Annotated in this window: 20 protein-coding genes and 1 tRNA gene; 10 read left to right on the top strand and 11 right to left on the bottom strand. The window is 72.9% G+C overall.

The window, feature by feature from the left end:
- Positions 1 to 5: 5 nt before the first annotated feature.
- Positions 6 to 560, bottom strand: coding sequence for a LytR C-terminal domain-containing protein (locus JX575_RS03380; protein WP_186340257.1), 555 nt, complete (start codon positions 558 to 560; stop codon positions 6 to 8).
- Between the two features lie 37 nt (positions 561 to 597).
- Positions 598 to 891, bottom strand: a complete 294-nt coding sequence (locus JX575_RS03375; protein ID WP_186340256.1) for a DUF3263 domain-containing protein — start codon at positions 889 to 891, stop codon at positions 598 to 600.
- 201 nt (positions 892 to 1,092) lie between these two features.
- Here JX575_RS03375 and JX575_RS03370 point away from each other — a divergent pair, with 201 nt between their 5' ends.
- On the top strand, positions 1,093 to 2,535 hold the full coding sequence (locus tag JX575_RS03370) for a trehalose-6-phosphate synthase (protein ID WP_186340255.1): 1,443 nt from the start codon (positions 1,093 to 1,095) through the stop codon (positions 2,533 to 2,535).
- A gap of 38 nt (positions 2,536 to 2,573) precedes the next feature.
- Here the strand turns inward: JX575_RS03370 and JX575_RS03365 are convergent, their stop codons facing one another.
- The 4 genes from JX575_RS03365 to JX575_RS03350 all read right to left on the bottom strand — a co-directional run bounded on the left by JX575_RS03365 (position 2,574) and on the right by JX575_RS03350 (position 6,321).
- Complete coding sequence (locus JX575_RS03365) at positions 2,574 to 4,148, bottom strand: FMN-binding glutamate synthase family protein (protein ID WP_186340254.1); 1,575 nt, start codon at positions 4,146 to 4,148, stop codon at positions 2,574 to 2,576.
- Positions 4,149 to 4,208: 60 nt separating this feature from the next.
- Complete coding sequence (locus tag JX575_RS03360) at positions 4,209 to 4,988, bottom strand: anti-sigma factor (protein WP_186340253.1); 780 nt, start codon at positions 4,986 to 4,988, stop codon at positions 4,209 to 4,211.
- The gene (locus JX575_RS03355) at positions 4,975 to 5,565 is read right to left on the bottom strand and encodes a sigma-70 family RNA polymerase sigma factor (RefSeq protein WP_206054502.1); all 591 of its coding nucleotides are present in this window, start codon (positions 5,563 to 5,565) and stop codon (positions 4,975 to 4,977) included. The genes JX575_RS03360 and JX575_RS03355 overlap by 14 nt, the downstream gene beginning before the upstream one ends.
- A gap of 117 nt (positions 5,566 to 5,682) precedes the next feature.
- Positions 5,683 to 6,321, bottom strand: a complete 639-nt coding sequence (locus JX575_RS03350) for a fasciclin domain-containing protein (RefSeq protein WP_186340252.1) — start codon at positions 6,319 to 6,321, stop codon at positions 5,683 to 5,685.
- 98 nt (positions 6,322 to 6,419) lie between these two features.
- Here JX575_RS03350 and JX575_RS03345 point away from each other — a divergent pair, with 98 nt between their 5' ends.
- The 6 genes from JX575_RS03345 to pdxY are packed head-to-tail and all read left to right on the top strand — an operon-like array spanning position 6,420 to position 12,971.
- Entirely contained in the window at positions 6,420 to 7,808 is a 1,389-nt protein-coding gene (locus tag JX575_RS03345) for an alpha/beta fold hydrolase (RefSeq protein WP_186340251.1), read from the top strand.
- Positions 7,805 to 9,163, top strand: coding sequence for an MFS transporter (locus JX575_RS03340; RefSeq protein ID WP_186340250.1), 1,359 nt, complete (start codon positions 7,805 to 7,807; stop codon positions 9,161 to 9,163). The genes JX575_RS03345 and JX575_RS03340 overlap by 4 nt, the downstream gene beginning before the upstream one ends.
- Positions 9,160 to 10,596, top strand: coding sequence for an aminotransferase class V-fold PLP-dependent enzyme (locus JX575_RS03335; RefSeq protein ID WP_206054501.1), 1,437 nt, complete (start codon positions 9,160 to 9,162; stop codon positions 10,594 to 10,596). Before JX575_RS03340 ends, JX575_RS03335 begins: the two co-directional genes overlap by 4 nt.
- The gene (locus tag JX575_RS03330; RefSeq protein ID WP_186340249.1) at positions 10,593 to 11,288 is read left to right on the top strand and encodes a uracil-DNA glycosylase; all 696 of its coding nucleotides are present in this window, start codon (positions 10,593 to 10,595) and stop codon (positions 11,286 to 11,288) included. Before JX575_RS03335 ends, JX575_RS03330 begins: the two co-directional genes overlap by 4 nt.
- A gap of 22 nt (positions 11,289 to 11,310) precedes the next feature.
- Positions 11,311 to 12,084, top strand: a complete 774-nt coding sequence (locus tag JX575_RS03325) for a class III extradiol ring-cleavage dioxygenase (RefSeq protein WP_186340248.1) — start codon at positions 11,311 to 11,313, stop codon at positions 12,082 to 12,084.
- A gap of 23 nt (positions 12,085 to 12,107) precedes the next feature.
- The gene (gene pdxY / locus JX575_RS03320; protein WP_186340247.1) at positions 12,108 to 12,971 is read left to right on the top strand and encodes a pyridoxal kinase PdxY; all 864 of its coding nucleotides are present in this window, start codon (positions 12,108 to 12,110) and stop codon (positions 12,969 to 12,971) included.
- Positions 12,972 to 13,021: 50 nt separating this feature from the next.
- Here pdxY and JX575_RS03315 read toward each other — a convergent pair.
- A tRNA-Thr gene (locus tag JX575_RS03315) sits at positions 13,022 to 13,097 on the bottom strand.
- Positions 13,098 to 13,247: 150 nt separating this feature from the next.
- Here JX575_RS03315 and JX575_RS03310 point away from each other — a divergent pair.
- Positions 13,248 to 14,456 (top strand): DUF4032 domain-containing protein, encoded by a 1,209-nt coding sequence (locus JX575_RS03310; protein WP_186340246.1) that lies wholly within the window; start codon positions 13,248 to 13,250, stop codon positions 14,454 to 14,456.
- Here JX575_RS03310 and JX575_RS03305 read toward each other — a convergent pair.
- The 3 genes from JX575_RS03305 to cysS are packed head-to-tail and all read right to left on the bottom strand — an operon-like array spanning position 14,440 to position 18,357.
- On the bottom strand, positions 14,440 to 15,978 hold the full coding sequence (locus JX575_RS03305) for a metallophosphoesterase (protein ID WP_186340245.1): 1,539 nt from the start codon (positions 15,976 to 15,978) through the stop codon (positions 14,440 to 14,442). The genes JX575_RS03310 and JX575_RS03305 overlap by 17 nt on opposite strands.
- Entirely contained in the window at positions 15,975 to 16,937 is a 963-nt protein-coding gene (rlmB, locus tag JX575_RS03300) for a 23S rRNA (guanosine(2251)-2'-O)-methyltransferase RlmB (RefSeq protein ID WP_186340244.1), read from the bottom strand. Before rlmB ends, JX575_RS03305 begins: the two co-directional genes overlap by 4 nt.
- 1 nt (position 16,938) lies before the next feature.
- Entirely contained in the window at positions 16,939 to 18,357 is a 1,419-nt protein-coding gene (gene cysS, locus JX575_RS03295; protein ID WP_186340243.1) for a cysteine--tRNA ligase, read from the bottom strand.
- A gap of 110 nt (positions 18,358 to 18,467) precedes the next feature.
- Between cysS and JX575_RS03290 the strand changes: the two genes are divergently transcribed.
- Positions 18,468 to 19,706, top strand: coding sequence for a peptidase C39 family protein (locus JX575_RS03290; protein WP_186340242.1), 1,239 nt, complete (start codon positions 18,468 to 18,470; stop codon positions 19,704 to 19,706).
- A 359-nt stretch (positions 19,707 to 20,065) separates the two neighbouring features.
- On the opposite strand, the gene JX575_RS03285 is transcribed toward JX575_RS03290, so the two are convergent.
- Positions 20,066 to 21,583 (bottom strand): molybdopterin-dependent oxidoreductase, encoded by a 1,518-nt coding sequence (locus tag JX575_RS03285; RefSeq protein ID WP_241005316.1) that lies wholly within the window; start codon positions 21,581 to 21,583, stop codon positions 20,066 to 20,068.
- Positions 21,584 to 21,620: 37 nt separating this feature from the next.
- Between JX575_RS03285 and ispF the strand changes: the two genes are divergently transcribed.
- Complete coding sequence (gene ispF / locus JX575_RS03280) at positions 21,621 to 22,106, top strand: 2-C-methyl-D-erythritol 2,4-cyclodiphosphate synthase (RefSeq protein ID WP_186340240.1); 486 nt, start codon at positions 21,621 to 21,623, stop codon at positions 22,104 to 22,106.
- The last annotated feature ends 1 nt before the right edge of the window (position 22,107 follow it).

Genomic DNA, 22,107 nt, shown 5'->3' with positions numbered 1-22,107 from the left:
CCGGGTCAGCGCGGGGCGTCGGCGGTGAGGATCACGGTGAGCCGGTCGCGCTTCATCACGCCGACGGCGGGCGCCGTGCGCGTGATGCCGAGGTCGAGCGCGAGCTGCTTGCCCGCAGCCTTGAGCCGCGGCGGGTAGTAGACCGTGCTGGTGGGGATCAGGCCCTGCCAGTTGTCCTCGCCGACCACGGCCCAGCCGACCCCCGTGGCCGTCGCGGCGGTCGCCGCGGCGAGGCCGCGGATGCCGGAGTTGTTGTAGACCTCGACGTAGACCTCGCCGCGCTCGACCTGTGGCTTGGGCTTGGGCTTCGGCCTCTCCGACGGCGTCGGGGCCGGCTCGGCCGACGGCGCCTTGGTCGAGCTGGCGATCGTGGCGGTGTCGACGCGGCGCTCGGTCGGCGCCTGGTCGCGGGTGGCGACGAAGGTGATCGAGGCCATCGCGACGGCGAGGACCGAGAGCATGACGAGCGGCGACGGGAAGGCGACGCCGCGCTCGTCACGACGTCGCGTCGGGGTGCGGCCGGGGCTGGGGAAGCGGGCGAAGCTGGGGAAGGAGGTCATGGGGAAGGTGACCGATCGTGAGTGGGCGGGTGCGGCGTCAGACTTCGAACCCGAGCCGCCGCGCGGAGCGCTGGCGCTGTCGGGAGGCGCGCAGGCGGCGCAGCCGGCGCACGAGGAGCGGGTCGGCCTCGAGCGCCTCGGGGCGGTCGATGAGAGCGTTGAGCACCTGGTAGTAGCGGGTCGAGGACATGTCGAACTTCTCGCGGACAGCCTGCTCCTTGGCGCCGGCGTACTTCCACCAGTGCCGCTCGAACTCGAGGATGTCGCGGTCGCGCTGGCTCAGCCCGGCCGCAGTCTCCTGCTCGGCTGCGATGTGCTTGGCGGCGTCCATTGCCATCCCCTCCTCGACCCCACGTCGCCCGTGACCGGGCGGACGAGCACGAGTCTAGGCGACGAACGACAACCATGTCATTCGCATGCGGCGAGTCGTCTGGACAAAACCTCCGCGGCTCTCGCGCGCCCCGCCGCCACCGTGGCGGCACGACACCGCGGGGTGGTCTGCGCGCCTCGGGTTCGTCGCTAGGGTTGCGCCGTGAGCCAAGCCCCGCAGGCAGACCTCGTGATCGTGGCCAACCGGCTTCCCGTGGACCGCGTACGCCTCCCCGACGGGACGGACTCGTGGCGCCGCTCCCCCGGCGGGCTGGTGACGGCCCTCGAGCCCGTGCTGCGCTCCAACGACGGCGCCTGGATCGGCTGGCCGGGATCGGCGGACGACGACGACTTCGAGCCGTTCGTGGAGGACGGCCTCTCGCTGGTGCCGGTGTCGATGACCGCGCGCGAGGTCGAGGACTTCTACGAGGGCTTCTCCAACGGCACGCTGTGGCCGCTCTACCACGACGTGGTCGCCAAGCCGGAGTTCCACCGTGAGTGGTGGGACTCCTACGTCACGGTCAACCAGCGCTTCGCCGACCGGGCCGCCGAGGTCGCGGCCGAGGGCGCCACCGTGTGGGTGCAGGACTACCAGCTGCAGCTCGTCCCGCAGATGCTGCGCGCCCAGCGCCCCGACCTGCGGATCGGGTTCTACCTCCACATCCCGTTCCCGCCGGCCGAGCTGTTCTCCCAGCTGCCCTGGCGCCGACAGATCCTGGAGGGGCTGCTCGGTGCCGACCTCATCGGCTTCCAGCTGCCGGGAGCCGCGGCCAACTTCGTCCGCCTGGTGCGCAGCCGCGTCGGCCACAAGACCCACCGCGACACCATCTACCTGCCCGACGGCCGCCCGGTGCGGGCGACGGCCTTCCCGATCTCGATCGACACCGCCGGCTTCGAGGAGCTCGCCCGGTCCGAGGGCGTGGCGGAGCGGGCGGCCGAGATCCGCGAGGCGCTCGGCAACCCCCGCCGGATCTTCCTCGGCGTCGACCGGCTCGACTACACCAAGGGCATCCACTCCCGCCTGCGCGCCTTCGGCGAGCTCGTCCGCGACGGCCAGATCGACGTCGAGGACGCCGTCTTCGTCCAGGTGGCCACGCCCTCGCGCGAGCGCGTCGAGCAGTACCGCATCCTGCGCGACGACATCGAGCTCCTGGTGGGGCGGATCAACGGCGACCACGGGCGGATCGGCCGTCCAGCGATCTCCTACATGCACTCGTCCTACCCGCGCGAGGAGATGGCCGCGCTCTACCGCGCCGCCGACATCATGGTCGTGACCCCGCTGCGCGACGGGATGAACCTGGTCGCCAAGGAGTACGTCGCGTGCCGCTTCGACGACGACGGGGCGCTCGTGCTCTCGGAGTTCGCCGGGGCTGCCCAAGAGCTGCGCCAGGCGTGGCTGGTCAACCCCTACGACATCGACGGCATGAAGGCGGCCCTGCTCGACGCGTACGCCGCGGGCAGCAAGGAGACCTCACGCCGGATGCGCGCCCTGCGCAAGACGGTCGTCCAGCACGACGTCGCCAAGTGGGCCGCCGACTTCCTGCGCGAGCTCGAGGAGCTGCCCGACCACCACGACAAGACGGTGCGGGGCTCCAGCGCCCGCTAGCCCCCACGGGCTCCCGGCGGCGCCGACCCCGGGGGCGCTCAGGCCGGGGCGCGCCGCGACGGCGTCGTCTCGTCCTGGGCCACCATGATCTCCTCGATCCCGCGCACCAGGTCGGCCCCCAGCCGCGGCCACGCCGGGTCGTAGCCGTAGACCTCCGCCAGCCCCACCGCGGTGCGGGTGCCGTCGACGATGTCGATGTCGCCCGGGCCGATCAGCCCCGGGTGCACGACGCCCACCGCCTCGGAGACCTTGAGCAGGTCGCGGCGCAGCGAGCGGATGTAGTTGGCGGCGCGGACGCTCTTGAGGCTCACGTCCAGGCCGCGCGTGTAGCGCGGGCTCTGCGTCGCGATGCCGACCGGGCAGTGGTCGGTGTGGCACTTCTGGGCCTGGATGCAGCCGATGGACATCATCGCCTCGCGACCGACGTTGACCATGTCGGCGCCGAGCGCGAAGGCGACCACCGCGTTCTCCGGCACACCCAGCTTTCCTGCCCCGATGAACACCACGTCGTCGCTGAGCCCGGCCGCGGCGAAGCGCCGCCACACCTGGCTGAAGCCGATGCGGAACGGGTAGGCCACGGAGTCGGCGAAGATCATCGGCGCCGCACCGGTGCCGCCCTCGCCGCCGTCGATGTTGACGAAGTCGACGCCGCGCCGCGCCGAGCCGCTGCCCGACGCCATCGCCTCGACCAGCTCCTCCCACATGGTGAGGTTGCCGACGGCCGACTTGATGCCGACCGGCAGGCCGGTCGCCTGGGCGACGGACTCCACGAAGTCGAGCAGCGAGTCGATGTCGTGGAAGACCGAGTGGCGACTCGGCGAGGCACAGTCCTTGCCCGCCTCGATGCCGCGGATCTCCGCGATCTCCCTGCTGACCTTCTCCCCCGGCAGCATGCCGCCGAGGCCGGGCTTGGCCCCTTGGCTCAGCTTGACCTCGATCGCACGCACCGGCGCCGACTGCACGACGTCGACCAGCCGGTCGAGGTCGAAGCGGCCGCGCTCGTCGCGGCAGCCGAAGTAGGACGTGCCGATCTGGAAGACGATGTCTCCGCCGTGGCGGTGGTGGGGCGAGAGCGCCCCCTCGCCGGTGTTCTGCAGGCATCCGGCCATCGCCGCGCCCCGGTTGAGCGCCTCCACGGCCTTGCCCGAGAGCGAGCCGAAGCTCATGCCGGAGATGTTGACGACCGACGACGGGCGGAAGGCGTGCGTACGCCCCAGCGCTGCACCCATCACCTTGGCGCACGGCAGCACGATCTCCTCCTGCGCGTGCGGCGTGGTCGCCGCGCCCGGGCCGGCGAACGTGCGGTGCTTGATGATCGGGTAGCCCTCGACGCGCTCGACGTCGTTGTCGGTGCCGAAGCCGAAGTAGTTGTTCTCCAGCTTCGCGCTGGCGTAGACCCAGCGTCGCTGGTCACGGCTGAAGGGGCGCTCCTCGTCGTTGCTGGTGACGATGTACTGGCGCAGCTCGGGCCCGAACCTCTCCAGGAAGAAGCGGGCGTGCCCGACGACCGGGAAGTTGCGGATGATCGCGTGCTTGGTCTGGACGAGGTCGTGCACCGTCGTGGCGGCTGCTGCCGCCACGGTGCCGCCGAGGATCGCGTGCCTCCACTTCATGCCTCGTTCCTAGCCGTCCGTCGAGGCGTTGTCGAGGACGGCCCGTCCCGATGGAGGGGGTCAGGCGAGCTCGCCACGGGCGAGGCTCACCCCTGAGTGCGTGGGGTCGCCGTCGTCGGGCTCGATCGAGATGTCGACGATGCGGTAGCCCTCGTCGATGAGTCGCATCGGGACGGCGAACTCCCCCTCGTCTCCAGCGGCGAGCAGGCCGATCGAGATCATCCGCTTGCCGTCGACGTTGATCAGCCACACCTCGCGCACGCCCGGCTCGTCGCCGAGCTCGCTCGCGGAGACCCGGATGGTGAAGATGTCGTCGTGGCGCACGGCGCTCGCCTCGCCGCGCTGGGCGTCGCTGTCGAGCGCGGTGAGGGACGCAGCCGCGACCACGGTGCCGGTGTCGCCGGGCGGCTCGACCGCCTCGGGGGTCTCCTCGCCCGTGCCGATGCGTCCGAGCCCGACGCCCGCGAGGAGCGCGAGGGCGGCGGCGATCCCGGCGAGCCACATCGGCACGCCGCGGCGTCCGGACGCCCGGTCGGGCTGACCGGACCGGTCGCGCCGGCCCGGCCGCTGCTCCGACGCCTCCGGCTGGTCGGAGTGGAACGGGGCCCCCGGGAGCGGGTCCGACCCGTCGCCGGCACGCACCTCGGCCAGCACCCGCTCGCGCAGCCGCGAGGGCGGCGCGACGAGCGCGTCGGCACCCGTGCGGCGGCGGGCGCCGGTGAACGCCGCGACCACTCCCGCGCACTCGGGGCACGTCGCGACGTGCTCGCGCACGTCGGGCGGCCCGTCGCGGGGGTCGAGCGCGAGCCCGGCCAGCTGCTCGGCATCAACGTGACTCATGGCGCACCCCCTCCAGCTGCTGGTGGAGCTTCATCAGGCCACGTCGCACGTGGCTCTTCACGGTGCCGAGCGGGAGGCCGATCTTCTCGGCGATCTCGGCGTGGCTGTGGTCCTCCCAGAAGGCGAGGAGCAGGATCGTCCGGCGCGGGTCGGGTAGGTCCTCGACGGCCTGGCGCACGACCAGCCGCTCGGCGACCTCGTCGTCGGCCGACTGCACGGCGTCGTCGCGGGCGCCCGGGAGCGACACCACGGCGGCGAGCCGGTCGGCGTCGCGAGCGCGGGACGCCCGCAGGTCGGAGACCTTGTGCCGGGCGATCCCGACGAGCCAGGCCGGCAGTGCGGCAGGGCTCGGGGTCAGGGTGTGGCGGCTGCGCCAGGCGGCGACGAAGACCTGCTGGGTGACGTCCTCGGCGTCGTGGACGTCGCGGAGGGCACGGAGCGCGAACGTGTGCACCAGGGCCGACCAGCGGTCGTAGATCTCCTCGAGGGCACCCTCGTCGCCGGCGACGAGCCGCGCGGCGAGCGTCAGGACGTCCTCGTCCTGCTCGTCGTCGAACGACATCGTCCCGGTCACCACCGGGTCACCGTACCGGCGAGGCCAGCGGGCGGGGAACGGGATGATGGTCATCGTCGCCCCCCGCCCGTCTGGCTGCCTCGTGTCGTGCTCGGTCGTCCGTCGCCGCTGGAGCGGTCGTCAGAGGTCGATCGGGCGGAGCACCCGGTCGATCCCGTGAGCGATCTGCTTGTTGCCCTTGTTGAGGTCGAGGGCCTTCAGCACGACCTTGGGGTCGCGGTCGTTGGGGTCGCCGTCCTTGAGCGTGATGCTCACCCGCGGCTTGGTCTTGACCTTGACGGTGACCTTGCCGCCCTGGGCGGTCGTCAGCTTGGCGCCGTTGGACTTGAGCACCTTGCTGCTGGTGAGCGTCGCGCCCGGCACGACGTGGTAGAGCAGGACGGTCTCGATGGTGTCGACACCGGCGAGCTCGACGAGCGCGTCGAAGACCTTCTTCTCGCTCTTGATCGTCTTGCCGGACAGGTCCTTGGCCAGCTGGCGGAAGGCCTCGTCGGTCGGGGCGAAGGCGGTGAGGCGCTTGGAGCCGTCGGCGAGCAGCGCGACCGGGGAGTCGGGCTTGGCGCCGATGACGGCCAGGGCGGCCTCGGTGAGGATGTCGAAGTCCTTGTTGTTCTTGTCGAACTTGTTGCCGTCGGAGGTGAGGAGGGCGGCGAGGCTGTCCTCGCCCGCGGGCTTCGCGCTGGCGGCGGGCGCGGTGGCCCCCATCGCACCGAGGGCGAGGGCCGACGTGGCGAGGATGGCGGGAACGCGTCGCAACATGAGCTGGGTCCTTCCGTCAGGGGCGCCCGTTGGCGCCCGTCGCACCCTTCTCCGCACGAACCCCGCCACCGGATGCACCTCCTGCGTAGATTTCTTCCATGGACCTCATCCCCAAGCCCGACCAGGTGGTCGCCGCGGCCGGAAATGTCGCGCAGACGCTGCTCTACGGCGGGCTGGCAGACCTGCGACCGATGCCGCGGACGCTGATCGACGACGGGGAGCTGCGCGAGGTCTACCACTACCGACCCGCCGAGGACGTCCCCCAGACCGGCGACCCCGTGCTCCTGGTGACCCCACTGGCCGCACCGGCGCTCTGCTACGACCTGCGCCGCGACTGCTCGCTGGTGGAGCACCTGGTCACGCAGGGGCGCCCGACCTACCTCGTGGAGTACGGGCAGGTCTCGTTCCGCAACCGGTCCCTCGGCGTGGAGCACTGGGTCGACGAGGTGCTGCCGGCCGCGATCGAGGCCGTCCACCAGCACTCCGGCGGCCGCGGCGTGCACCTCGTCGGATGGAGCCTCGGCGGCATCTTCACCCTCCTCGTCGCGGCCGACCGGAAGGACCTGCCGATCGCCTCGATCACGATCGTGGGCTCCCCGGTCGACGTGACCAAGGTGCCGCTCGTGGCGCCGGTGCGCCCGCTGCTCAACCTGACGCAGGGCAGGGGGCTCGTCACCCTGGCCTACCGGGCGCTCGGCGGCGTGCCGACCCCGCTCGTCAACTGGGCGTTCACCGCCGTCTCGGCGCAGAAGGTCCTCACCAAGCCGCTGGCGGTGCTGACGCACCTCGACGACACCGACTACCTCGCCCAGATGGAGGCGGTCACGCGATTCACGTCCACCATGACCGCCTACCCCGGCCGGACCTTCGGCCAGCTCTACCACCGCTTCGTCAAGGGCAACGCGCTCGCGACGGGCCGGATGCCGGTCGGCGACCGCGAGGTCGACCTCGCCGATATCTCGGTGCCGACGCTCGTCTTCGCGGGCAACACCGACGGCATCGCGCCGCTCCCGGCCGTGCGCGCCGTGGTGCCGCTGCTGACCGGCTCGCCCGAGGTGCGCTTCGAGGTCGTCCCCGGCGGCCACCTCGGCATGCTCACCGGCCGGGCGGCTCGAGCGACGACCTGGACCGCGATCGACGAGTGGGTCTCGCGGTGGTCGCGCGGACCGCTCCCCGCGACCGCCCCGCCGGCACCGAGCGCCCGGGCCACCACGAAGCCGGCCCCCCGGAGCACGAGCAGCGCAGCGGCTGCGAAGAAGGCCGCGAACAAGAAGGCCGGCACGAGGACGCCGGCCACCAAGGCGGCAGCGAAGAAGGCGGCTGCCACGAAGAAGGCCACGAAGAAGGCCACGAAGAAGGCCACGAAGAAGGCCGCGAAGAAGGCCACGAAGAAGGCCGCCGGCTCCGCCCCCGCGGCCGGCGCGATCGGCTCCAACCCGACGCGCCGCTACGGCTCGGCGGGCTCCCGCGCGCTGGGTGGACGATGAGTGACCCGGCCGGCGCCACCGCACTGTCGCGCGCCGTCCGCATCGGCTACGGCAGCGGCTCGGTCGCGACCGGCGCCTTCGGCACGGTCCCCGGGCTGATGCTCCTGCCCTACCTCACCGACGAGCTCGGCATCGCGGCGATCTGGGCCGGCGTGATCGTGTTCCTGCCCAAGGCCTGGGACGTGGTGCTCAACCCGGTCGCCGGCCGGATCAGCGACCGCACGGTCGATCCCGACGGTCCCCGGCGGCCCTGGCTGCTGCGCGCCGGGCTGATGCTGGCGGGGGCGTTCGCGCTGATCTTCGCGGCTCCCGACCTGGACGGGAGGTGGCTCGAGGCGGGCTGGGTGCTGCTGTTCTTCGTGCTCGCGGCGTCGGCCTACGCGTTCTTCCAGGTGCCCTACGTCGCGATGCCGGCGGAGATCACCTCGTCCTACGACGAGCGCACCCGGCTGATGACCTGGCGCGTGGCCATCCTGGCCCTGACGATCATGCTCGCCGGGGCGAGCGCACCGGTGATCCGCGACGCGGTCGGCGGCCGCGACGGCTACCGGGTGATGGGCGTGGTCATGTCGGTGGTCATCCTGGCCGGCGTCCTCGGGGCGTGGTGGGGCACCCGCCGGGCGCCGATCGGCGCCGTCGTCGCCGGGGGCGGGTCGCTGGGCGAGCAGCTGCGGATCGTGGCGCGCGCCCGCGACTTCCGGGTGCTGCTGACGACGTTCGTGCTGCAGGCGCTGGCGACGGGCTGCATGCTGGCGGGCGTCGCCTACGTCGCCGAGGACCTGCTCGGCCGCAGCGGCGCGGCCACGATCCTCTTCGTCTGCTTCGTCGGCCCGGCGCTGCTGCTGACCCCGCTGTGGGCGCACTGGGGCGAGCGGGTGGGCAAGAAGCAGGGCTACGCCGCCGCATCGGTGGTGCTCGCGACGGGTGCCACGCTGGCGGTGCTGTCGCGTGGCGGCAACGACCTCTGGACGTTCGTGGCGACCGGGCTGGTCGGGGTGGGATACGCGGGCTGCCAGGTCTTCCCGATGGCGATGCTGCCCGACGTCGCGGCCGTGGACGCGGCCCGCACCGGCGAGAACCGTGCCGGCGTCTACACCGGCGTCTGGACGGCCGGCGAGACGCTGGGGCTCGCGCTCGGGACGGCTGTCTTCGCCCTGATGCTCGCGCTCGGCGGCTACCTCTCGAGCGAGGGCCGCGACCTCAGCCAGCCCGACTCGGCCCTGACCGCCATCGCGCTGGGGTTCTCGCTCGTGCCGGCGGCGCTGACTCTCGCCAGCCTGCACTGGCTGCGGCAGTACGACCTCGAGCCCGCCGACGTGGCGGCCGCCCAAGGAGCCCCCGGGAGTGCTGCGTGAGTGACCCGATGCAGAGGCTCGCGGCCCTCCAGGCCCGCGACCTGCCCGTCCACGGCGGCCGCACGCTGGCCTACGTCTACGACTCGGGCGAGCCCGAGGTAGATCGGGTCGCCCGGCAGGCGGTGGCCGCCTACGCCGCGTCCAACGCGCTCGACCCCACGGCGTTCCCCTCCCTGCTCCAGATGGAGAACGAGCTGGTCGGCTTCGCGTGCGGCCTGCTCGACGCACCGGAGTCGGCGGTCGGGACGGTGACCTCGGGCGGCACCGAGTCGATCCTGCTGGCCGTCCAGGGAGCCCGCGACAGCCGCCCCGACGTGGTCCGGCCGCGGATGGTGGTGCCCACCACCGCGCACGCGGCGTTCCACAAGGCCGCGCACTACTTCGGGGTGGAGGCCGTGCTCGTGCCGGCCGGTCCCGGCCACCGGGCCGACGCGCGGGCGATGGCCGAGGCGATCGGCGACGACACGGTGCTCGTCGTGGCCAGCGCGCCGTCGTACGCCCACGGGGTCGTCGACCCGGTCACCGAGATCGCCGCCGCCGCAGCCGCCCGCGGCGTCCGCTGCCACGTCGACGCGTGCATCGGCGGTTGGGTGCTCCCGTACGCCGCCCGGCTCGGCCGCGCGGTCGCGCCGTGGACCTTCGCTGTCGACGGCGTCACGTCGATCTCGGTGGACACCCACAAGTACGCCTATGCCCCCAAGGGCACCTCGCTCCTGCTGCACCGCGACGCGCCGTTGCGCCGGCCGCAGTACTTCGCCTCGGCCGCGTGGCCGGGCTACACGATGCTCAACGCCACGACGCAGTCGACGCGCTCGGGCGGGCCCGTGGCCGGCACCTGGGCGGTGGTGCAGCACCTCGGGGACGAGGGCTACCTCGCCCTCGCCGACCGCGCGCTGTCGGCCGTCGACGCGATCGTCGCGAGCATCGAGGCGCAGCCCGCGCTGCGGCTCGTGGCAGACCCCGACTCGACGCTGGTCGCCCTGGCCACCGACGACTCCTGCGACCCGTTCACCCTGACCGACGAGCTCGTCTCGCGGGGCTGGTACGTCCAGCCGCAGCTCTCCCACGGCGACGACGATGCGAGCATCCACCTGTCGGTGAGCGCCGGCACGCTCGCGCACGTGGCCGACTTCGCCGGCGCGCTGTCGGCGTCGGTCGCGGCGGCCCGCGAGGCCGGGCCGGTCACGGTCGACGCCGGGGTGGTGGCGTTCATCGAGGCGCTCGACCCCTCCTCCCTGGGCGACGACGACTTCGACGGCCTCCTCGCCGCGTCCGGGCTGGTGGGTGGGTCGGCGGCCGGGGAGCTCGAGCTGCCCGTCCGGATGGCCGAGGTCAACGCGATGCTCGACGTCGCCTCCCCGTCGATGCGCGAGGCGCTGCTGGTGGCGTTCCTCGACCGGCTCCAGCGCCCGGTGCGCGGGGTGGGCGGATGAGCGCGCTCGCGGGGCTGGTCGAGAAGGGGCTGGTGGCGCCCGACTGGGCGGAGGCGTTGGCCCCGGTCGATGACCGGATCGCGGCGATGGGTCGGTTCCTGCGCGAGGAGGTGGCCGCCGGGCGCGGCTACCAGCCGGCGGGCGATCTGGTCCTCCGTGCGTTCCAGCGCCCGCTCGCCGACGTCCGCGTCCTGGTGGTGGGGCAGGACCCCTACCCCAACCCCGCGCACCCGATCGGGCTGAGCTTCGCCGTCGAGCGGCACGTGTGGCCGCTGCCGCCCAGCCTGGTCAACATCTACGTCGAGCTGCGCGACGACCTCGGGATCGTGCCCCCGCGTCACGGCGACCTGTCGGCGTGGGCCGACCAGGGCGTCATGCTGCTCAACCGCACGCTCACCGTGCGGCCGGGCGACTCCAACAGCCACCGGGGCAAGGGCTGGGAGCCGATCACCGAGCGGGCGATCACCGCCCTCGCCGAACGCGGCGGTCCGTGCGCGGCGATCCTGTGGGGACGGCACGCCCAGTCGCTGCGTCCGCTCCTCGGCGAGGTGCCGTGCGTGGAGTCGCCCCACCCCTCACCGCTCAGCGCGCGGCGCGGCTTCTTCGGCTCGAAGCCCTTCAGCACCGTCAACCGACTGCTCGAGCAGCAGGGGGCGGAGCCGGTCGACTGGCGGCTTCCGGAATATAGTTGAATCCCGTACTATTGAGGATGTCATGACCACTCCCATGCCTGCCCTGTACATCGGCCACGGTGCGCCGCCCCTGCTCGACGACCCGACCTGGTCGAGCCAGCTCGCGGCGTGGGCGGGCGACCTCCCCCGTCCCACCGCGATCCTGATCGTCAGCGCCCACTGGGAGTCCGCGCCGGTCAGCCTCAGCGCCAGCGGCGCGCCGCTGGTCTACGACTTCGGTGGCTTCGCGCCGAAGTACTACCGGATGACCTACGAGACGCCCGACGCCACGGCGCTGGCCCAGCGCGTCGCGGCGATGATGCCGAGCGGCGAGCCCGTGCACCAGCACACCTCGCGCGGACTCGACCACGGCGCCTGGGTGCCCCTGAGGATCATGTACCCCGAGGCCGACATCCCGGTGCTGCAGATGTCGCTGCCGACCGACGACCCCCAGCGCCTGATGGCGCTCGGCGAGCGACTGCGCCCGCTGCGCGAGGAGGGCGTGCTGATCATCGGCTCCGGCTTCCTCACCCACGGCCTGCCGTTCCTCGAGGAGTTCCGCATCGACGCGCCGGCCCCGGGCTGGTCGGTGGACTTCGACCTCTGGGCCGCCGACGCCTTGACGCGCGGCGACGTCGACACCCTGTCGGACTACCGGGCCAAGGCCCCGGGCATGCCCTACGCCCACCCCACCGTCGAGCACTACACACCCCTGTTCGTGACGCTGGGCGCGGCGACGACGGCCGACCGGCCCGGCATCCAGGTCATCGACGGCTACTGGATGGGCCTGTCCAAGCGGTCGCTCCAGGTCGCCTGAGGCGTCTGAACTAGTCTCGGCTCGTGCGCGTCCTCTCGATCCAGTCCCACGTCGCCTACGGCCACGTCGGCAACTCTGCGGCCGTCTTCCCCCTGCAGCGCCTCGGGCACGAGGTGTGGCCGGTGCTGACGGTCAACTTCTCCAACCACACCGGGTACGGCTCGTGGCGGGGGCCGATGATCCCGGCCCAGGACGTCGCCGACGTGATCGCCGGCATCGAGGAGAGGGGCGCGTTCGAGACCTGCGACGCGATCCTGTCCGGCTACCAAGGCTCACCGGAGATCGCCGACGTCATCGTCGACGCCGTGGCCCGGGTCAAGGCCGCCAACCCCGCCGCGACCTACACCTGCGACCCGGTCATGGGCAACGCCACCTCCGGGTGCTTCGTCAACCCGGCGATCCCGCCCAAGTACCGCTCCACCGTCATCCCGGTGGCCGACGTGCTGACGCCCAACCAGTTCGAGCTCGGCTTCATCACCGGGCGCGACGCGCTGAGCGGGCCGTCCTCGCTCGACGACATCCTGTCCGCCGTCGAGGAGGTCCGGGGCCTCGGGCCCGAGACCGTCCTGGTCACCTCGGTCCATCGCGACGGTGCGCCGGACGACGTGATCGAGATGATCGCCGTGACCGGCGAGGGCGCCTGGCTCGTCACCACGCCGCGGCTGCCGATGAAGGCCAACGGGTCGGGCGACATCACCGCGGCGCTCTTCACCGCGCACCTGCGCACCACCGGCTCGCCCGCCGACGCGCTGGCGCGCACGGCCTCCTCGGTCTTCGCGATCCTCCGGCAGACCCTCGACTCCGGCGACCGCGAGCTGCGGCTCATCGACGCCCAGGACGCCATCGCCGACCCGGCCTGCGAGTTCGAGGTCGAGCAGCTCCGCTGAGCCGTCGAGCGGCGTCGAGCCGGTGACGGCCGGACTGGGCCTGGCTGGACTGGAGCCGGTGACAGGAATCGAACCCGCGACATCATTATTACAAGTAATGCGCTCTACCAACTGAGCTACACCGGCGTGCGCCCGTGAGCGCCCGGCAATCCTAGGTGAGGCAGAACGGCGCCCGTGAGCCTCCTCCACCTCCCGCACCACGACGGCTCACCGGCTCGGCCCGGAGCCGGCCTCCGCGTCGACCCGTGGGACCTCGTCAGCGAGTAGCGTGCCCCCATGGCCATGCGCATCGTCGCCAACCGGCCGGACCCGGCCATCCTCCGCCTGCCCTGGCACCGTCCCCTGGAGGAGTGGCCCGACGACGTGGTCGTGCCCCTCCCCCGCGGCCTGTCGCGCCACATCGTGCGCATCGTGCGGCTCGGCACCCGCGTCTACGCGGTCAAGGAGACCACCGGCGACATCGCCTTCCGCGAGTATCGGATGCTGCGCGACCTCCAGCGGCTCGGCATGCCGTCCGTGGTGCCTCAGGGCGTCGTCACGGGACGCGCGACGCGTGAGCGCGAGGAGCTGCCCGCCGCGCTGGTCACCCAGCACCTGCGCTTCTCCCTCCCCTACCGCACCCTCTTCGGCCGGGGCATGGACGCCGAGCACGTCCCGACGCTCATCGACGCGATCGTCGTCCTGCTGGTCCGCCTGCACCTTGCCGGCTTCTACTGGGGCGACGTGTCGCTGTCCAACGTGCTCTTCCGCCGCGACGCCGGCGCCCTCGCCGCCTACCTGGTCGACGCCGAGACCGGCGAGCTCCACGAGTCCGTCAGCGACCGGCTGCGGGAGTACGACATCACCGTGGGCTGCGAGAACATCTTCGCCGAGCTGATGGACCTGAGCGCGAGCGGCGCCGTGAAGCGACCCATCGACGGGTTCGCGATCGTCGAGCACCTGCGCACCCGCTACGAGGCGCTGTGGCGCGAGCTGACCGACCTCGAGGAGTTCGGCGGCGACGAGATGTGGCGCATCGAGCGCCGGGTCGAGCGGCTCAACGACCTCGGCTTCGACGTCGACGAGCTCGACATCGTCACCGACCTCGGCGGCGACACCATCCGCATCCAGCCCAAGGTCGTCGACCTCGGCCACCACACCCGCGAGCTGCGCGACCTGACCGGCATGACCGTGGAGGACAACCAGGCCCGCCGGCTCCTCAACGACCTGGCGTCCTACACCGCCCACAACGACCTCGGCCGCGAGGACCGCCACGTCGTGGCGAGCCGCTGGATGCACGAGATCTTCGAGCCGATCATGGCGATGATCCCGCCCGACGCCACCGGCAAGCTCGAGCCGGCGGAGGTCTTCCACGAGATCCTCGAGCACCGCTGGTACCTCTCCGAGCGCACCGGCCGGGAGGTCGACATCTTCGAGACCGCCCGCGACTACATCGACCGCTTCCTCACGACCAAGCCCGACGAGGCGATCACGGGTCAGGTGTGACCGCGGCGGCCGGAGTGATCGGCGCCCACTCGCCGACCTGCCAGGTGCCGTCGGTGCGCAGCCGCACCCACTGCAGCCCGATCGGGCGCCCCTCCGCGTAGGTGACCAGGCTGACCTCGGCGTCGCGGCGCGGCTTGCTGCCCAGCGCGATGGCGTACGCCGCGCCTCCCGTCGTGCCGTTGGTCCAGGTGTAGCCGGTGGCACCGTCCTCGCCCTCCACGGCGTCCGGGCCGGACTGCACGTGCGTGTGCCCGCCGAGCACCAGGTCGACGCAGCCCCGGGCGAGCGCCTCGCGACCGAGGTTGGCGTCGTGGACCAGCACGGTGCTGACCCGCTCGCCGTCCTCGGCGGCGGCGCAGGCCTCGTCGGCGAGCCGGACGCCCACCTCGGCGAAGCTCAGCCCGGACTCGTCGCGCCAGCTGCCCAGGCCGCTGCTGCGTGGGTCGTCGACGCCGAGCAGGGTCCCGCCCCAGGGGGCGTCGACGACCTCGCCGTCGAGCATGGTCCAGCCCAGGTCGGCGAGGTAGGCGCCGACGAAGTCGCCGTGGTCGTGGTTGCCCGCGACGCCGAAGCGCTCCCAGTCCTCGAACGTCCCGTCGAGGGAGTCGAGGCTGAACGCCTCCCACGGCTGCCCGGTCGAGGTGTCGTCGCCGGCGTCGAGCACGACGCTCGCGCCGGCCGCCTCACCGATGGCGCGCGCGACCCGGTCCATGCCGATGTTGTCGTGGCGGTCGCTGACCAGCAGCGCGACCGTCTCGTCGTCCCCGGGCGTGCGCAGGCCCTCCTCGACGAGGCCCGCCGCCGCCTCGGCGGCCGTGGAGTAGAACTCCTTGCTCTTGTCGTAGGTGTCCACCGCGCTGAGCACCAGCCGCTTGCTCTGGGTGGCGACCGGGCCGGCGCGCACCTCGATGTCGCGGACCTCCGCCGGCAGCCGCACGTCCGGGCCGACGAGCTCGGCCAGCGTCTGCCAGTCGGCGCCGTCCTCCTGGGTCTGCTCCTCGCGCTCCCACGGCTGCCACAGCAGCAGCACCAGGGCGAGCACCAGGACGAGTGCGAGCACGCCCTGCCTGGTGCGGAGCCCGCGCACCAGCTCCCCGCGACGTCGCTGACCCAGCAGCAGGAAGACGACGCCGGGCAACAGGCCGACCGCCAGCCCGCGCAGCGCCGCGGAGACGGCCATGTCGACGACGACGTCCTGGACCTTGTCGATCGGTGCGGTGGGGTCGGCCGCGATCAGCGCGTAGCGCTCGACCAGCTCCTCGATCGAGCCGACCTCGGTCTTGCCGAGCGCGAGCGTGACACCGAGCGGGCCGACGTCGCGGAAGCGGAGGTCGGGCAGCAGCGGCCCGGTCTGCACCACCGCGTCGGGGGTGAGCGTGGGGCGTACGACGGTGTCGTGACCGACGAGCACCACCGTGCGGCTGCTGGTGAGGAACAGCGAGACCGCGACCGCGAGCCCCAGCGCCAGGCTCAGCGCGGCCAGCGTGACGCCGACCAGCAGCCGGCGCTGGGTGGGGGTCATCGCTCGGCGCGGGCCTGCGAGATCGCGTAGAGCGCCACCGAGGCGGCGACCCCGGCGTTGAGCGACTCGAGCTGGCCGGACATCGGGATCGACACGATCTGGTCGCACGTCTCGGCGACCAGCCGGCCCAGGCCCTTGCCCTCGGAGCCGACGACGACCACGAGCGGGCCCTCCGCGAGGCCGCCGGGGGCGACCAGCTCGGGCAGCGAGATGTCGCCGTCGGCGGCCAGGCCGACGACCATGCAGCCGGCGTCCTGGTAGGCCTTGAGCTGGCGGGTCAGGTTGACCGTCTGCGCGACCGGCAGCCGGGCCGCGGCACCGGCGCTGGTCTTCCACGCCGAGGCGGTCATCCCCGCGGCACGGCGCTCGGGGATCAGCACGCCGTGCGCGCCGAACCCGGCCGCCGAGCGGATCACCGCACCGAGGTTGCGGGGGTCGGTGACGGAGTCGAGGGCGACGACGAGCGCCGGCTCCTTGGCCTCCGCGGCACGCTCGAGCAGGTCGTCGGCGTGGGCGTACTCGTAGGCCGGGAGCCGCGCCGCGAGTCCCTGGTGGACGGCACCGCCGGTCATCCGGTCCATCTCGTTGCGGGTGACCTCGAGCAGGTTGAGCCCCTGCTCGGCGGCGAGCTTGAACGCCTCGCGCATCCGGCCGTCGCGCTCGGCGCCCTCGGCGACGTAGACGGCCGCGACCGGCACGCCTGCCTGCAGCAGCTCGACGACGGAGTTGCGCCCGGCGGCCCACTCGGCCTCGGAGCTGGTGCGCCGCTTGGGGCGGGTGCCCTTGTCGCGCTCGGCGCGCTTGGCCGCCTTGTGCGCCTGGTGGTAGGGCCGGTCCTTGGCCTTGGGCGTGGGTCCGCGGCCCTCGAGGCCGCGCCGCACGCGACCGCCGGACCCCGCAGTGGGGTTGCCCTTGCCGGTCTTCTTGATGGCGCCCTTGCGCTGCGAGTTGCCAGCCACGTCACACACTCCCCATAACGATCGTCCACCGTGGGCCGGTCGAGGTGTCCTCGATCTCCAAGCCGGCCGACTTGATCCGGTCCCGGATGGCGTCGGCGCGGGCCCAGTCCTTCGCCTCGCGCGCCGCCGTCCGCTCCTCAAGCAGTCCCCGCACCAGCGCGTCCACGACGCCGGTGAGCGTCTCGTCGGAGCCGCCCGTCGACGCCCAGACGGGATCGGCGGGGTTGAGGCCGAGCACGTCGAGCATGGCGACCACCTCGCCGAAGCGCTGCCCCAGCTCCTCCGACGGCCCCGCGGCCAGGAGCCGGTTGCCCTCGCGGACGGACTCGTGGATCACCGCGACGGCGGCGGGGGTGCCGAGGTCGTCGTCCATCGCCGCGGTGAACGCGTCGGGCACCGAGGCGAACCAGGTGCCGACCACGCCCGAGGCGCGCTCGAGGAAGTCCTCGATGCGGCGGAACGCGCGCGCCGACTCCTCGAGGGCCTCGAAGCTGAACTCGACGTGGGAGCGGTAGTGGGCCGAGACCATGTAGTAGCGCAGCTCGACGCCGCGCACCCGCTCGAGCACCGACGGGATGAGCATCGAGTTGCCGAGCGACTTGCTCATCTTCTCGCCGGCGGTGGTGATCCAGGCGTTGTGCAGCCAGTAGGACGCGAACGGGCGCCCGGCCGCCCGGGACTGCGCCTGCTCGTTCTCGTGGTGCGGGAAGCGGAGGTCGACGCCGCCGCCGTGGATGTCGAAGGCGGGGCCGAGGTACTTGCCGGCCATCGCCGAGCACTCGATGTGCCAGCCCGGTCGCCCGCGGCCCCACGGCGAGGGCCACGACGCGGTGCGCGGCTCGGAGTCGGCCTTCCAGCCCTTCCAGAGGGCGAAGTCGCGGGGGTCGCGCTTGCCGCGGGGGTCGGCGTCGCCGGCGGGCTCCATGTCGTCCACCCCCTGGCGGGTCAGCTCGCCGTAGGCCGGCCAGCTGCGGACGTCGAAGTAGACGTCGCCGCTGCCGTCGTCGGCGGCGTAGGCGTGCCCTCGGGCGATCAGCTCCTCGATCAGCTCCACGATCTCCGGGACGTGGCCGGTGGCGCCCGGCTCGTAGGTCGGCGGCAGCACGTTGATGGCCGCCAGCGCCGCGTCGAGCTCGCGCTTCATCGCCGACGCGAGGGCGTACCAGTGGATGCCGAGCTCGGCGGACTTGGCGAGGATCTTGTCGTCGATGTCGGTGACGTTGCGGATGAAGTCGACCTCGTGGCCGGTGGCCTCGAGCCAGCGGCGGAGCACGTCGAAGTTGACCGCGGACCGGACGTGGCCGACGTGCGGCTCCGACTGCACGGTCAGCCCACACACGTAGATGCCGACCTTGCCCGGGGTCAGCGGGACGAAGTCGCGGGTCTCGCGCGTCGCGGTGTCGTGGAGCCTGAGAGTCACCGGGCAAGTCTAGGGCGAGCGGGGCGATCCGCTGGCTTCGCCGGCCACCGCACACCGCGGGCTCCTGTGACTCCTGAGACGCGTGGGACTTCTCGGGTTATCGTCGAACGGTGCTCCGACGTCTCGCGACCCTCGCCCTGCCCCTGCTGGTGGCCGCCTCACTGGTCCCCGCTGCCGTCGCGGCCGACGGCTCCGACGGCTCCGACGGCTCCGACGGCTCCGACGGCTCCGACGCGCGCACGCGCGCCACGGCGCAGGTGCAGCTGACGTCGTGGAGCAGCTATGCCGACTTCAAGGCCGGCAAGCGCCGCGGTCTCAAGCTCGGCCGGGGGCAGGTCTCGATGCTGCGCGCCACGCCGCGCACGGTCGCCGGCAAGGCCTACGAGGCCGGCACCTGGACGTCGCCGTGGGCGACGCCCGGCTTCGGCGCGAGCGCCGTCATCCCCTCGTGGGAGGCCACCACGCCCGGCCGGACGATGGTGCGGGTCGAGCTGCGGGCCCGCGACGCGAGCGGGCGCACCGGGTCGTGGGACACCGTGGCCGACTGGGCGCGCGGCAACCGTCCGGTGAAGCGGGCGACCTACTCCGGCCAGGCCGACGACCTGGGCCGGGTCAGCGCCGACACCTGGTACGCCGCGGGCGCCGTGACGTCGTGGCAGGTCCGCGTCACGCTCCTGCGGCCGAAGGGCTCGGCCAAAGCGGTCAGCCTCGAGCGCATCGGCGCGGTCGCCTCCGCCGACGCCTCGGCGCCGCGTCCGACCTCCCAGCCCGGTCCCGCCGCGGGCACCGTGCTGCCCGTGCCCACCTACTCCCAGATGGTGCACAGCGGCCACTACCCCGCCTGGGGCGGCGGCGGCGAGGCGTGGTGCTCGCCCACCTCGACCGCGATGGTCCTCGCCTACTACGGCATCTCCCCCGCGCCCGCCGGGATCACGCCAGGCCACGCCGACGCCGTGGTCGACCACACCGCCAAGATGGTCTACGACCACGGCTACCGCGGCACCGGCAACTGGGCGTTCAACACCGCCTACGCCGCCACCCTCGTCGCCGGCGACTCCTATGTCACCCGGATGCGCGACCTGCGCGAGGCCGAGGACCAGATCGTCGCCGGCGTGCCGCTGGTGGTGTCGATCGCCTTCGGCCGCAACCAGCTCGCCGGCGCCCCGATCTCGGCGAGCAACGGCCACCTGCTGGTGATCGTCGGCTTCGAGGCCGACGGCGACGTCGTGGTCAACGACCCCGCCGGCGCGACCAACGCCGAGGTGCGCCGCGTCTACGACCGCGCCCAGTTCGAGCAACTGTGGATCGCGGCCTCCGGCGGGACGGCGTACGTCATCCGCAACGGCTGAGCGGGCCCCCCGAGCTCGTGTCGAGTCGGCGCGTCCTGACCCTCAAACGACGTCGAGTCGGCGCATCCTGACGCTCAGACCCCGTCGAGTCGGCGCATCCTGACCCTCAGACAACGTCGAGTCGGCGCATCCTGACGCTCGTCGGTTAGGACGCGCCGACTGGACCTCCGTCAGGTGTCAGAACGCGCCCACTCGACCCCTGTCGGGTGTCAGAACGCGCCCACTCGACCCCCGTCAGGCGTCAGAACGCGCCCACTCGACCCCCGTCAGGCGTCAGAACGCGCCCACTCGACCTCGGTCAGGTGTCAGAACGCGCCCACTCGACCATTCGCGCCTCTGTCGGCGCCTCTGTCAGCGCCTCAGACGGCGCGGAAGTCGACGGTGTGCCAGCCGGTGGCGCCGTCGGGGTCGGGCGAGCGTACGACGCTGGTCTGGGTCTGGCCGTCCTTGCCGGTGGCGCGGACCCGCACCTCGTGGTCGCCCTCGGGGACGTCGATCGTGGCCGCCCACTGCACCCAGGTGTCCGCCGACGGCACCCGGCCGAGCTCGGCGGGGGTCCACGGGCCGCCGTCGACCTGCACCTCGACCGACTCGATCCCGGTGTGCTGGTGCCAGGCGACACCGCCGAAGGACACCGGGCCGGCCTCCACCTCGGCGCCCGCCCGCGGCACGTCGATGCGCGAGGCGATCTTGACCGGCCCCTCGGACGACCAGCCCTTGGTGGTCCAGTAGCCGGTCGAGCGGGCGAAGGTGCTCACCTCGAGGTCGACGACCCACTTGGTGGCCGAGACATAGCCGTACAAGCCCGGGACGATCGTACGCACGGGGAAGCCGTGCTCGATCGGCAGCGGGCGACCGTTCATCGCGACGGCCAGCAGGGCGTCGCGGTCGTCGGTGAGCGCCTCGAGCGGCGTCGCGCAGGTCCAGCCGTCGTGGGAGGTCTGGAGCACGCAGTCGGCCTCGGGCGAGACGCCCAGGCCGTCGAGCAGGTCGGCGATGCGCACACCGCTCCACCGGGCGTTGCCGACGAGGCCGCCGCCGATCTCGTTGCTCACGCAGGACAGCGTGATCCACGACTCGGTCATCCGGCGCGCGACGAGGGAGCTGAAGTCGAGGGTGAGCTCGCGCTCGACGAGCCCGTGGATGCGCAGCGACCACTCCTCCGGCTCGATGACCGGCTTCGCGATGGTCGTGTCGATCAGGTAGAAGTCCTCGTTGGGCGTCTGCCACGGCGCGATGCCGGCCAGGCCCACTGAGGTGTCTGCCGGCGCCTCGCGCCGCGTGACGCCGGGGATGCGGAGCAGCCGGCGGCTGGCCTCGACCTTGCGGCGCCCGGCGCCGACGACCCGGCCGGCGACGGCGATGCCGAGTGCCGCCACCGACACGGCTCCGGCGACCATGAGGAAGACGCGCCGCTCGCGCGACTCCAGGTCGGGGCGGCGCCGGCCGCGCTCGAGGGCGTCGGTGAGCGCGGAGTGGAGCGTGACCCAGGTGAGCAGGCCGACCGCCACGGGGAGCGTGTCGACGGCGCTCGCCTGGCGTTGGGTCAGGACGGCGGCCAGGCCGACAGCGGCCAGCGGGAGCCAGACCAGCAGGGGCCGGTACCAGCCGCCGCGGGCCAGCAGCCCGGCCACGGCGAAGCAGACGAGCAGCAGGAGCAGGATCACGAGGACCAGGAACGTCTTGTCGAACTGGCCCAGCACGGAGATGGCCGCCTCCGCCACCGGGCCGGGGGTGAGCCGGATGACCAGCTCGGCCACGGCCACGAGCGGCGCCTCGCGGATGGTGAGCACCATCGCGGTCGCGTAGCTGGTCGCGAGGCCGGCCAGGCCCGCGACGACTCCGGCGAGCATCCAGTGCGGACGGCGAGCGGTCACGCGGTCCATTGTGACGGGCGTCCGGCATGATGCCGACGTGACCTCCTCCCATCCCGCCCCGCGCATCGGCATCGGCACCGACGTGCACCGCCTCGTCGCCGGTGTGCCAATGCACCTCGCCGGCCTGGCCTGGCCCGACGAGCCGGCCGGGCTCGAGGGCCACTCCGACGCCGACGTCGCCGCCCACGCCGCCTGTGACGCCCTGCTCTCGGCGGCCGGGCTCGGCGACCTGGGCAGCAACTTCGGCACCTCGTCCCCCGAGTGGGCCGGAGCCGCGGGGGCCGCGCTGCTCGCGGAGACCGCCCGACGGGTGCGCGACGAGGGTTGGGAGATCGGCAACGTCGCGGTGCAGGTCATCGGCAACGTCCCGCGGCTCGGCCCGCGGCGCGGCGAGGGCGAGGTCGCCCTGTCGGACGCGCTCGGAGCGCCGGTGAGCCTGTCGGCCACCACCACCGACGGCCTCGGTCTCACGGGCCGCGGCGAGGGCGTGGCGGCGATCGCCACCGCGCTGCTCACCCGCTGAG

It is taken from the genome of Nocardioides sp. zg-1228 (assembly GCF_017086465.1).
Classification (GTDB): Bacteria; Actinomycetota; Actinomycetes; order Propionibacteriales; family Nocardioidaceae; genus Nocardioides.
This window is presented reverse-complemented; position numbering and strand designations above follow the sequence as displayed.

Coding starts and splice junctions, on each gene's coding strand:
- JX575_RS03380 (WP_186340257.1), bottom strand. CDS start 560: ATGACCTCCTTCCCCAGCTTCGCCCGCTTCCCCAGCCCCGGCCGCACC.
- JX575_RS03375 (WP_186340256.1), bottom strand. CDS start 891: ATGGACGCCGCCAAGCACATCGCAGCCGAGCAGGAGACTGCGGCCGGG.
- JX575_RS03365 (WP_186340254.1), bottom strand. CDS start 4,148: ATGAAGTGGAGGCACGCGATCCTCGGCGGCACCGTGGCGGCAGCAGCC.
- JX575_RS03360 (WP_186340253.1), bottom strand. CDS start 4,988: ATGAGTCACGTTGATGCCGAGCAGCTGGCCGGGCTCGCGCTCGACCCC.
- JX575_RS03350 (WP_186340252.1), bottom strand. CDS start 6,321: ATGTTGCGACGCGTTCCCGCCATCCTCGCCACGTCGGCCCTCGCCCTC.
- JX575_RS03345 (WP_186340251.1), top strand. CDS start 6,420: ATGGACCTCATCCCCAAGCCCGACCAGGTGGTCGCCGCGGCCGGAAAT.
- JX575_RS03340 (WP_186340250.1), top strand. CDS start 7,805: ATGAGTGACCCGGCCGGCGCCACCGCACTGTCGCGCGCCGTCCGCATC.
- JX575_RS03330 (WP_186340249.1), top strand. CDS start 10,593: ATGAGCGCGCTCGCGGGGCTGGTCGAGAAGGGGCTGGTGGCGCCCGAC.
- JX575_RS03325 (WP_186340248.1), top strand. CDS start 11,311: ATGACCACTCCCATGCCTGCCCTGTACATCGGCCACGGTGCGCCGCCC.
- JX575_RS03310 (WP_186340246.1), top strand. CDS start 13,248: ATGGCCATGCGCATCGTCGCCAACCGGCCGGACCCGGCCATCCTCCGC.
- JX575_RS03305 (WP_186340245.1), bottom strand. CDS start 15,978: ATGACCCCCACCCAGCGCCGGCTGCTGGTCGGCGTCACGCTGGCCGCG.